Source organism: Anaerocolumna sp. (assembly GCF_032079385.1).
Taxonomy (GTDB): domain Bacteria; phylum Bacillota; class Clostridia; order Lachnospirales; family Lachnospiraceae; genus Anaerocolumna.
The window spans coordinates 1-12,011 of sequence record NZ_DAMAUC010000021.1 but is presented as its reverse complement, the minus strand read 5'-3'; the positions used below and the strand labels follow the sequence as shown (position 1 = coordinate 12,011).

The 12,011-nt window shown below is 35.4% G+C and carries 10 protein-coding genes; 5 read left to right on the top strand and 5 right to left on the bottom strand.

Annotated features, from left to right (window positions below; genetic code table 11):
• Positions 1-122 precede the first annotated feature (122 nt).
• From RT261_RS15465 to RT261_RS15450, 4 genes are all read left to right on the top strand, one after another.
• A complete protein-coding gene (locus RT261_RS15465; RefSeq protein ID WP_313133812.1) occupies positions 123-1,061 on the top strand; it encodes a carbohydrate ABC transporter permease in 939 nt (312 codons plus the stop codon).
• A gap of 1 nt (position 1,062) precedes the next feature.
• On the top strand, positions 1,063-1,923 hold the full coding sequence (locus RT261_RS15460; protein WP_313133811.1) for a carbohydrate ABC transporter permease: 861 nt from the start codon (positions 1,063-1,065) through the stop codon (positions 1,921-1,923).
• A gap of 273 nt (positions 1,924-2,196) precedes the next feature.
• A complete protein-coding gene (locus RT261_RS15455) occupies positions 2,197-2,850 on the top strand; it encodes a nucleoside-triphosphatase (protein WP_313133809.1) in 654 nt (217 codons plus the stop codon).
• A 204-nt stretch (positions 2,851-3,054) separates the two neighbouring features.
• A complete protein-coding gene (locus RT261_RS15450) occupies positions 3,055-6,069 on the top strand; it encodes an insulinase family protein (RefSeq protein ID WP_313133808.1) in 3,015 nt (1,004 codons plus the stop codon).
• Positions 6,070-6,239: 170 nt separating this feature from the next.
• On the opposite strand, the gene RT261_RS15445 is transcribed toward RT261_RS15450, so the two are convergent.
• From RT261_RS15445 to RT261_RS15425, 5 genes are all read right to left on the bottom strand, one after another.
• Positions 6,240-6,965, bottom strand: coding sequence for an ABC transporter ATP-binding protein (locus RT261_RS15445; protein WP_313133807.1), 726 nt, complete (start codon positions 6,963-6,965; stop codon positions 6,240-6,242).
• Complete coding sequence (locus tag RT261_RS15440; RefSeq protein WP_313133805.1) at positions 6,952-7,800, bottom strand: ABC transporter ATP-binding protein; 849 nt, start codon at positions 7,798-7,800, stop codon at positions 6,952-6,954. The genes RT261_RS15445 and RT261_RS15440 overlap by 14 nt, the downstream gene beginning before the upstream one ends.
• A complete protein-coding gene (locus tag RT261_RS15435; RefSeq protein WP_313133804.1) occupies positions 7,790-8,926 on the bottom strand; it encodes a branched-chain amino acid ABC transporter permease in 1,137 nt (378 codons plus the stop codon). The genes RT261_RS15440 and RT261_RS15435 overlap by 11 nt, the downstream gene beginning before the upstream one ends.
• 16 nt (positions 8,927-8,942) lie before the next feature.
• Positions 8,943-9,824: a branched-chain amino acid ABC transporter permease gene (locus tag RT261_RS15430; protein ID WP_313133802.1), complete on the bottom strand. Its 882-nt coding sequence runs from the start codon at positions 9,822-9,824 to the stop codon at positions 8,943-8,945.
• Between the two features lie 97 nt (positions 9,825-9,921).
• Positions 9,922-11,100, bottom strand: a complete 1,179-nt coding sequence (locus tag RT261_RS15425; RefSeq protein WP_331665499.1) for an ABC transporter substrate-binding protein — start codon at positions 11,098-11,100, stop codon at positions 9,922-9,924.
• A gap of 179 nt (positions 11,101-11,279) precedes the next feature.
• Here RT261_RS15425 and RT261_RS15420 point away from each other — a divergent pair, with 179 nt between their 5' ends.
• Positions 11,280-11,777: a hypothetical protein gene (locus RT261_RS15420; RefSeq protein ID WP_313133801.1), complete on the top strand. Its 498-nt coding sequence runs from the start codon at positions 11,280-11,282 to the stop codon at positions 11,775-11,777.
• Positions 11,778-12,011: the final 234 nt, after the last annotated feature.

The following is a 12,011-nucleotide window of genomic DNA, read 5'->3' as shown; positions in this document are numbered from 1 at the left end:
ATAAACACACTTGTGAGCAGTCGAAGAAGTTGGGACTAGTAGATTGGTTACAAAATATGGACGGTTTTGCAGCAGCCTCATTTTTAAAATTCTAAAAGGGTATTTTATAGGGAGGAAAATCCATGAAAGCAGAAGGAAATCAAGCAGTAAAGCATAAAGGAGTTAGTTATGCCAAATGGGGTTATATCTTTTTAATTCCCTTTTTTGTGGTTTATTTCATATTTTCATTTGTTCCATTAATATCAACGTTTTATTACAGCTTTTTTGAAAACTATATGTCAGGCCTTAAACACATTGGGCCAAGTTTTGTCGGATTTGAAAACTTCAAGACCATATTCAATGGTGATTTGTTAAAATATATTAGCAATACAATTATTATCTGGCTTATGGGCTTTATTCCACAGATTCTTTTTTCACTTTTATTAGCGGTTTGGTTTACGGATTTACGTTTGCGGTTAAAAGCAACCGGATTTTTCAAAACAATCATTTATATGCCTAATTTAATAATGGCAGCAGCTTTTGCCATGTTATTCTATGCTTTGTTTTCAGACCGGGGGCCTATTAATAACATATTGATGAATACTGGAATTCTAAAAGAAGAATTCCGCTTCATGACCTCTGTGTGGGCAACAAGAGGATTAATTTCAGGAATGAACTTTCTAATGTGGTTTGGTAACACAACAATTATTCTAATGGCAGGTATGATGGGTGTTGACACAGCACTTTTTGAATCAGCAGCAATAGATGGTGCAAATACATTAAAAATATTCACAAAGATAACCATACCTATCATTCGGCCCATCCTTGTATATGTATTTATCACCTCCCTGATAGGCGGCATCCAGATGTTTGATATTCCGCAGATTTTAACAAACGGAAAGGGAACACCTAATAGAAGCAGCATGACATTGATTATGTATTTAAACAATCATCTCTTTAGTAAGAATTATGGCATGGCCGGTGCTTTATCTGTTATTTTGTTTATTATTACAACTATATTAAGTATTGCGGTATTTGCAACTATGACAAAAGGTATTATGAAAAAGAAAGGGGGAAAATAACATGGATAAAAAAGATAAAAAAGCAAAATTAATTCTTAAATCAGAGCGGATTATCAGCTACATTGTATTGTTACTTTTAACATTTCTATGTTTATTGCCTTTCTACATATTACTAATCAATGCAACCCGTTCTCATCCAGATATACAAAAAGGTTTTTCTTTCTTACCAGGAAAATCTTTTATTACAAATCTAAAGAATGTACTTAGTAATGAGAATCTTCCAGTTATCAATGGTATTGCCAATAGTTTATTTATATCCGGATGCAACGCGATCCTTACTACATATTTTTCATCTCTTACGGCATATGCAATACATGCTTATGAATTTAAGTTTAAAAGAGCTTTGTTTCTATTTATACTGATGATCATGATGGTACCTGTACAAGTGTCTACTTTGGGATTTATTGATTTAATGCAAAAATTAAAATTGCTGGACAGCTTTATACCTTTAATTGCTCCGTCCATAGCAGCACCGGTGGTATTCTTTTTTATGAAGCAATATATGGAGAGCAACCTTGCAATTGAGATTATAGAAGCTGCACGAATTGACGGTTCTGGGGAATTTAGAACATTTAATAATATTGTGCTGCCGATTATAAAACCTGCAATAGCAGTACAGGCGATCTTTGCTTTCGTAAATACCTGGAACAATTATTTTGTTCCTTCTCTGATTATTAAAACCAATACAAAGAAAACCCTGCCCATATTAATTGCCCAGCTTCGAAGTGCCGACTTTTTAAAATTCGATATGGGTCAGTTATATATGCTTATAGCTATTGCGATTTTTCCGGTTATAATTGTATATATATGTTTGTCCAAATTCATTGTTCGAGGTGTGACTGCCGGAAGTATAAAAGGATAAAGTGGGAAACAGAAAGTTGTTTTGCACAGTATTATATTGGTTTATAGATTTGACATGCAATTCCTATTACACAAAAGTGTATTATGAATTGCATTTTTTTTGGTAATATATAGTTGAACAATTGGGGGTGTTAGTATAAAATATACTTACGTTATATTGTTAATAATATAACGAAAAAGTTTTGGAGATCAGTCTGCTTATTTAGCCAGGGAGGAGGCAAGCGTGGCGGCGGTTCTTATATAACAGAAGAGGCAAAGGAGTTAATAGATAAATATGACCAATTCATTAGACGATCAAATCAGACAATTGAAGCAATTTATCATGACATCTTTTTGTGAAAGCGGGAAAAAGCATCTGTTGATTACAGGCAATAGAAAGAGCGGGAAAACTACAGTTCTAAAAGAGATTTTAAAAGATTTGGTTCCTATAGAGAAGCTTCAGCTTGAAAATCCTTTAAATGAAGAAAGTATTTATGAGAAAAAATCAACACAGAAAGAGGATTTTTTTTATAAAGACAATCATATGATGGAAGAAGAGACCAACCTTGGTGGAATCATTACCTATGCTGTCCGAGATGATGCTTATATGCCCAAATATGTAGTACTTCGTGATATCAATAATCCGGATATAAAGGGATTGATAGCGAAAAGAGATATAGAAACGAATTCATTTCGTCCTATTCCCGAAACTTTTGAGCATTTAGGAGTTAATATACTAAGGGCATATAATAATAGCGGGGTTGATCTTATTGTTATAGATGAAATTGGGTATTTGGAAGTTAACTGCCTACAGTATCAAAAGGAAATAATCAGATGTTTTGATAGAAAAGTTATTGCGGTTATTCGAAAAGAACTAAATCCATTTACGGAAATATTAACTCGAAGACAGGATGTTTTCTTAATTGATATAGATACTAAAAATAAATAAATCAAGAAGTAGAAATGGAATACAAGCTTACTACATTAAAAAGCAATTAAAAATTTGGTTCTTTTATTACGGGATTTTAACGGAAAGTTAAGAAAATCTTAAAGTTTAATACAGAAGAATTTGGTAGAATATAGCATGTTAAGCTTTACATTTAAATTATACTACATGCAAAGGGGCAATAAAAATTAAGAAAGAAGGGCAATTATGAAGAAAAGAGTTTTATTTCTAGTTACTGCAGTGTGTTTATTTTTAACAACTGTTTTAGGATCATCCCAAATGGTATCTGCAGCAACTACTGGGGAACCAAAGACTGGTGATGTAATTCATGGCTTTAAAGTAAAACAAACTGCTTATGATTCATCAACTAAATCAAATGAAATGTTATTTGAACATGTTAAGACAGGAGCAAAATTACTGGTTATTAAGAACAGCGATATAAACCGCGGATTCTCAATTAAATTTAATACTCCTGCTGACAATGATAAGGGTATTAATCATATTATTGAACATTCTGTTCTGGGGGGAAGTAAAAAATATCCCAGCAGTAACATCATTTTTGATGTAATGAATACTACATATGTTTCTTTTGCCAACGCATTTACATTCCAGAACATGACTATGTATCCAATCTGTTCTGCCAATGAAAAGCAGCTTTTTAAATCAGCGGATATTTATTTAGATGCTGTATTTAATCCATTGTTATTATCAGATTCAAGAATATTTGAAAGAGAAGGTTTGCGTACGGAATTAAAGGATGCAAAGTCTGATTTAGCTTATAATGGTATTGTATATAGTGAAATGCAGGGAAGTATGAGCAGCATTGAGGCTCAATCTATGAGTAATGCTAAAAAAGCTGTTTTCCCTAACAGCAATCAGGGTAATATTTCCGGAGGTAATCCAAGCGATATCCGTACTTTAACTTATAAGGAAGTAATTAATACATATAAAAAGAATTATCATCCATCCAACAGTTTTATGGTTCTATATGGTGATGTAAATTATGAAGCATTTTTGAAAATGGTAGATGAGAATTATTTATCCTCATACAGTAAGAAAAAAGTAACCATAGACAGAGGAACTCAGAAACCGTTTAAAAAATTGTCTAAAAAATCCTATACAGTACCGGTTGCAGCAGGAACAGATACAAAAAATAAATCGGTTATTGATCTTGTATTTGCAACCAGTGATATAAAAGAATTAGGAATGGATAATTACGTCGCACTTAGTACGGCCATAGCCTTATTAAACATGGATAATTCCAGTTTTAAGCAGGCACTGATGAAAAGTAAAATAGGTGAATCTTATAGTGTATCATTTGATTCCACCACATATCAGCCATCTATTCATTTTATGGCTAATAACGCAGATCCTTCTAAGAGTAATGAGTTTTATCAATTGGTACTAAAAGAATTAAAAAATACAGTAAAAGAAGGATTAGATACTGAACTGATAAAATCCTCCGTACGCTCCATGGAGTTTGAGGAAGCATTAGGAAGTGATCAAAACAGTGCATTAAACAAAATGATGACAGCAAGTTTGTTCGACAACCTGATGGGTAATCCTTTGGTGGATGTTAGCAGCTATTATAGAAAATTGATTAATAAGCTGGATGATAAAGTTTTAGAAAAATTAATTGAGAAACAAATCATTAAAAATAAATTAGCTGCTCTTACTGTATCAACTCCAAAAGCAGGATTACTTGAGAAAAATCAAAAAGCTGTAGCCAAAGTTCTTGCTGATAAAAAAGCTTCTATGGCAAAAAAAGATATTAACGCACTTGTGAAAAAAACAGCAGCATTTCAGGAGTGGAACAGTAAGGAAACTCCGGCGGAAGTAATAAAATCCTTAAGAGCGGTATCTTTAAAAGATATTAATGTAGAATTAAAGGACAGAGAAATTAAAGAAACAAAAGTGGATGGAGCAAATCTGTTAACTGTAAAAGCAGATGTTGACAGGATTAGTTCCATAGACTTAAGGTTTGATTTAAGCCATCTGACACCGGAAGAACTTTTATATTTAAACTTCTATAGCGATATGATAGGAAATGGAATGGCAACATCCAATAAAACGGAAAGTCAGGTTTTAAATGAAATGGCCCTTAAGACCAATACCATTTCAACCTCTGTTTCAGCAATTATGGGTAATGAGGATGATTCTTCAGCACATCCGGTATTTTCAGTAAATTACTATGGCTTTAAAGATGAATATGCAGATACCTTTGCTCTGGTATCCGATGTACTTTTGAATTCTAAAGTTGAAGATGTTGCCATGTATGGTACCCGTACCATAGCTAATTTAAAAGCTGATTATCAGAGTCAATTTGCAGAGCCATTAAATATTGCCACATTAAGAAGCATGGCATATACAAGTCAATTATACAGATATGCTAATTATTTAACCGGACTGGATTATTATAAGTTTATATTAGATATAGAAAAGCAAATAGCAAATAATCCTGCTGAAGTAGTGAAAAAAATTACAGAAGTTCGTACAAAAGCATTTAACAAGAACAATTTAGACATATTATTTGCCGGAGATGAAAGTGCACAAAGCTTATTCAAATCCTCTATAACAGATTTAACTGGTAAACTGCCGGATACTAAATATGAAAAAGCGGTATATTCCTTACCAAAGCCGGCTAAGAGAGAAGCACTGGTAATTAATTCAACCGTTCAATACGTTTGTGTGAATGCCTCTTTATCAGAGAGTAAGGTTCCTCAAAGCGGTAAAGGAAATGTAATTATGAACCTGTTAAACAATTTATTACTAACTCCTGAAATCCGTTTAAAGGGAGGCGCATATGGTGCTTCTGCAGCTATAATGGATGATACTTATCTTGCTTATACCTTCAGAGATAATAATTATGTGAATTCTATGAAGATTATAGGAGCAACAGATGAATTCCTGAAAGCCTTAACACCATACATGACAGATGAAACATTAGAAAGTTATAAACTTTCCACATATGCAGCTGCAAGTCCAATTGTCGGCGAATTAGACGATGCTTATATGCAACTGCTTTATCATGTACAGGGTATCAGCACTCAGGACAGGATAAACGGATTAACAGAAATCAAAGAATCAGGTATTGCAGATATAGAAACTTTCGCAGGATATATGGGTAAATTAAATGACAACCAGAATTATGTTATAGTTGCCCCATCAAGTGAAATTAATGCAAATAAGGATATGTTTGATTCTATTATAACTTTACAGTAATTAAACTCAATAATTATTATTAAAACTAATAAAGAAACAGCCTGGAGTATTATGCTTGCAGGCTGTTTCTTTTTCTTTAGAAACTTTTTTAATAATGATATTCACAGCTATTAATGTTATACCTATCTACATACTTATAATGTTAAAATAATGGAAAGCAAATAAAAGGTTTATTTTTTCTTAGCTTTTCCAAGATAAGCAGCCTTAACAGTTTCATCATTTAACAATTCCATACCAGTACCTTCCATGGTAATGTTACCGGTTTCGCATACATAACCATGATGGGCAATTCTTAATGCAAGGTTGGCATTTTGCTCTACCAGAAGGATGGTTACACCTTCCTTATTAATTGTTTTAATAATGTTCATGATTTCATTTACAATTATGGGTGCAAGTCCCAGGGAAGGTTCATCCATCATAATTAGTTTTGGTCTGCTCATCAGCGCACGGCCTACAGCTAACATCTGCTGTTCACCACCGGAAAGGGTTCCTGCAAGTTGCCAGGAACGTTCCTCCAGTCTGGGAAAAAGTTTATAAACTCTATGAATATCCTCCTCCAGATTGTCTTTACGTAAATAAGCGCCAATCTTTAGGTTTTCTAAAACGGTAAGATTAGGGAATACCCGACGTCCTTCCGGTACTAAAGTGATACCTTTTTCTACAAGAGTGGTAGTTTGTGCACCGGTTATATCTTCTCCGTTATAAGTGATTTTACCGCTTTCTGATTTTACAAGACCGGATATGGTTCGAAGAATGGTACTTTTTCCGGCACCGTTTGCACCGATTAAGGTAACAATATCACCTTCCGGTACAACAAGACTAATACCTTTCACCGCTTTAATACCACCATAGGATACACATAGATTTTCAATTGTTAATAAATTATTCTTCGCCATCTTCCTGTACCCCCAAATATGCGTCAATGACCCGCTGATTGTTCTGAACTTCCTCTGGAATTCCGGAAGCTATTAATTTGCCAAAGTCTAAAACATAGATACGGTCTGAAATCTCCATAACCAGATCCATGTGGTGTTCAATCATGAATACAGTTAAATTGAATTTGGAGCGTATATCATGTATGAAAGCCGTTAATTCCGCAGTTTCTTGTGGATTCATTCCGGCAGCAGGTTCATCCAGTAATAGAAGTTCCGGTTTTGTAGCAAGGGCACGGGCAATTTCCAGATGTCTTTGCTGTCCATAAGGAAGGGAACTTGCTTTTTCATCTTTTACATCGGTTAGGCCAAGGATGTTAAGCAGTTCTAAGGTTTCCTCTCTCATAGTATCTTCCTCTTTGTGATTCAGACAAAGTGTGGCTGAAAGGAAATTGGCTTTTGCACGCATATGTTTGGCAATAAGGACATTTTCAAAAGCCGTCAGTTCTTTAAAGAGCCTGATATTTTGAAAAGTACGGGCTACACCAAGTTTTGTGATTTGATCCGGTGTCTTTTCTACTCTGGAAGTGTATTTGCCATTATTTTGTCCGGCATACAGTTTCTTCATAGAACCTTTTGGATAATTACTGGTTATTATATTATCCTTAAAATAAATGGCTCCGTTGGTGGGTGCATAAACACCGGTTACAACATTAAATGCGGTGGTTTTTCCAGCACCGTTTGGACCGATTAGAGAAACAATTTCATTCTGGTTTACTTCCAGAGACAAATTATCTACAGCTACAACACCGCCAAACTGCATGGTGATATCTTCTAATCTTAATATATTATTTGACATGACCAGAACCTCCTTTAGAGGTTTTTTTTACAATAAAACCTTTTAATCTTGAAGCACCTTTTCCAATTTTCTCCCAGGAAAATTCACTCTTACCCATAAGCCCTCTCTGATAGAAAAGTACCACAACCAGCAGAATCACAGAGAAGATTACCATACGGAATCCCGTACGGAAAAATGGAACCTGAAAATTACCGATATGAAGGGGGTTATCAAAGAAACGTAACCACCATTCCTTACTTACGGTTACTAAAAGAGCTGATATTACGCTGCCTGTTACACTGCCGATTCCTCCAATAACAACAATTAGCAGAATGTCATAGGTTAAGGAAACACTGAAAGTTTTGGAATCGATGGAACGCATAAACATGGCAAGCATTCCTCCGCTGACACCTGAGAAAAAAGAACCCACCACAAAGGATAATTGTTTATGTTTGAACAAATTAATACCCATAGCTTCTGCGGCTGTTTCGTCTTCCCGAATGGCTTTAAATGCTCTTCCATAAGTACTGCGGATTAATAATATCATAAAAGTGATACAAACGGCAGCAATGGCAAAGGTCTGTATAATGGAGGAAAATCCATGTATTTTCTTCAAACCATAAGAACCATTTGTAATGGTATCTAATTGAGGACTGGATATAATGGCACGCATGATTTCAGAGAAACCAAGTGTTGCTATGGCAAGGTAATCGCTTTTTAATCTAAGGACCGGAATACCAATTAAGGCTGCAAACAATGCAGCTGCCAAACCACCGGCAATTAATGCAATATAGGGAATAAGCATCTGTATCCAGCCGGGAGTAGAATCGAAAAAGTTTTTGAAATTCATAATTACCGGTGATACGCCGCTTATGTAATATACGTCCTGTATAGTATCTGTGGGAATTAAGAATATAGCTGTAATATATGCACCGATTGCCATAAATCCTGCCTGCCCTAAGGAAAATAAACCGGTAAATCCGGTTACTAAATTCATAGAAACTGCAACAACTGCTAAAATAGCACCCTTAGTAAGTACAGTATGTGCCATGCCGTAGTTAGTCTTATTGACTTCTAAAAAGAATAGGAAGGCAAGAATGGCTGCTGCTAAAATTATAGAATAAGTAATCTTTTTTGAATTTTTCATACAAGCTCCTCCTTTCCTAAACTTTGTCAATATTTTTCTCACCAAACAAACCTGTGGGGCGGAACAACAGAATAACGATTAATAATGCAAATGTAAAAGCATCACTAAAAGTAGAATATCCAAGAGCAACCAAAAGGGTTTCGCTGATACCGATTACAAAGCCACCTACTACTGCACCGGGAATACTGCCGATTCCCCCAAGAACTGCTGCAACAAAACATTTTAATCCCGGTAAAGTTCCGCTAAACGGTGTTACTGACATACGATCTGTAAAATATAAAATGGAACCAATGGCGGCAAGGAAAGAACCTATTATAAAGATAACGCTGATTACTTTGTTAATACGAATCCCCATTAACTGTGCAGTTTCAAAATCTTTTGATACTCCCCGAATGGCTATACCAATCTTAGTATGGTTAATCAGAAACATTAAAGCTATAACCAGAAGAATGGTAAGCACCGGTGTTATAAAAGTAACCAAAGAGGCAGAAACCGTACCGAATCGGAATATTCTCTTAAGGAAAGGTATTTCCGGATAAGCCCTGGGAAGTGCGGTAAATAAATAGGTAGCAAGATTTTGTAACAGATAGGAAACAGCAATGGCTGAAATCATAATTGACATACGAGGGGCTGTCCGCAGAGGCTTATAAGCCACGCGTTCTATTACAACACCCAATATAATTGTTACAATACATACGATAGGGATTGCAATCTGCCATGGTAGACTTGCCATTGAAAATATCATGAAATAACCTGCCATCATGAATATGTCACCATGAGCAAAGTTTATCAGGCGGAGAATACCATATACCATTGTATATCCGATGGCAATTAAAGCGTAAGCACCGCCAAGGGATATCCCTGTTAAAATATGCTGAAATAATGTGGATAAAGTCATGTGATGTCCTCCAATATTTTATCTTTTCCTCTAAAACAGCTAAGGCTGCCGCAAGTAGCAGGCAGCCTCATAAATATACTTTAATAACAAATAGAGACTATTTTGCAACGGTTATTGTCTTTAAGAATTCAAAACCGCCATCCTTAACAGCTTTTATAAAAGCAATATCTTTTTTCGCATCACCATTATTATCAAAGGAAATATGACCGGTAACGGCATCTTTTTCTACTTTTGCTAATGCGTCACGGATGGCAGCTGGATCGGTGGAATCTGCTTGTTTGATTGCTTCAAGAGCAACTATGTAAGCATCATAACCAAGTGCAGACACTGCGGGAATAATCTCTGATTGTTTTTTCTCTTTTAAGTATTCTTTAAAGCCTTTTACAAAAGAACTTGCTTCATCGGTTGCCGGATCTGCTTCATCATAGAAAGTGGAAAGGACAACACCTTCTGCATATTCTCCTGCATTTTCAATAATAGATGAGTTCTCCCAAGTATCACCAGCCATAATGGTTGCTGTAATTCCAAGTTCGCGGGCCTGCTTGATAATAAGGGGAGCAGTAGCAATGGAAGAAGGAGCAAATATTACATCCGGGTTTGCCGCTTTCACATTGGTTAAGATTGCTTTAAAGTCGTTCTGATTTGTCTGGAATTGTTCTTCGCTGACAATGGCACCGTCACCGGCTAGTTCTTTAAAAGCTGTTACGAAATAGCTTCCAAGACCGGAGGAATAATCATCGCCAAGCTGTGTAATAACCGCTGCTGTTTTTGCACCTTCCTGAAATGCATAATTAGCCATAACAGTACCCTGGAATGGGTCTAAGAAACATACACGGAAGTAATAGTCATTACCAAGTGTAACCTGTGGATTTGTACAGGAAGCGCCAATAGCAGGAACTTTAGCTTCTGCAAAAATCTCGCCGGCTGCAATAGATACACCGGAACCGTAAGAACCAAGTACAACGCTGACACCGGAACTGATTAAATTCTGTGCGGCACTGACGGCCTCTGTTTTATCACTTTTGTTATCTACTTCAACTAATTCGATTCGATAAGTTTCCCCACCAATTTCCACAGTTGGATATACTTTGTTTGCATAGTGCATTCCCAGAGCTTCCTGGAAACCACCTCCGCCATTTTCTCCTGTAAGAGGCTCAAACACACCAATTTTAATAACTTTGCCTCCATCTGTACTGGTTGGCTTACTGCTACAGGCAGTAAACATGCTTACAACTAAGCTTAAGCAAAGTGCAACAGCAAATACTTTGCGTTTCATAAAATACCTCCTCTTGTTTGTCTTTCTGTGAAAGACATTTGTTCTTTATACTTTAGTAGTATACCACCTTAAATAACTAAATTCAAGAGAATGTTAAAAAAGTATAAACATTTTTAATTGATATTTATATATGGAATTCATTAGTAGATGTTTGACGTACGCTTTGCCCACTTCCATTTATGAATTTATCGGATATTCCCATAGAAGAGGCTAAAAAGATACTTAATGAGTTTAAACAAAGAAAACCCAGTGTTCAATGTGCAGGAAGACATGATGAATATATGGAAACAAGATTATATTATGAAGAACTTGTAAGGAAGCTATTTATTCAAAAAGGTGGAATAGTCACAAGAAATGCGCCGCATTATATGGTTGTAGAACATAGCCCATGGCTTTCTACCTGGTATGAGAATAGTGCATATATTAAAATACCTATTGAAGAATTTGATTTAAGAACAATATCCTTTACATACGGGGACTCACATCCAACATTTAGCCCAAAAGTAAATGATACAAAAGAATATCGAAAAAAGATATATATGTATGACGAAATTCTTGGAATAATAAAAAAATATGGACTCCCCCAAGATTGGAATAATGACGGAAAATTCGGACCAGAAAGATATATTGAAGTACAAATCTGGAGTGATAACCCCATTAACAAATATAAAAGATAAAAATAGTAAACCATCATTTGGTTTTACTACTTCTAAAGATTAATTAGGGGAAGTATACTTCCCCTAAATTTCCTATATTTCAAAACTGCCCTAAACATAGCTCAATTCAAAAAACAGCTTTGCCCTCATAACCTCCCTTGACCTTCGTGAGTAGGGGCGGCTGTGTGGTTCTTGTGACTTTGGGAAATTCGTTATGGTTCTTATACGATAGGAATCGCGCCAATATTTAAAAAT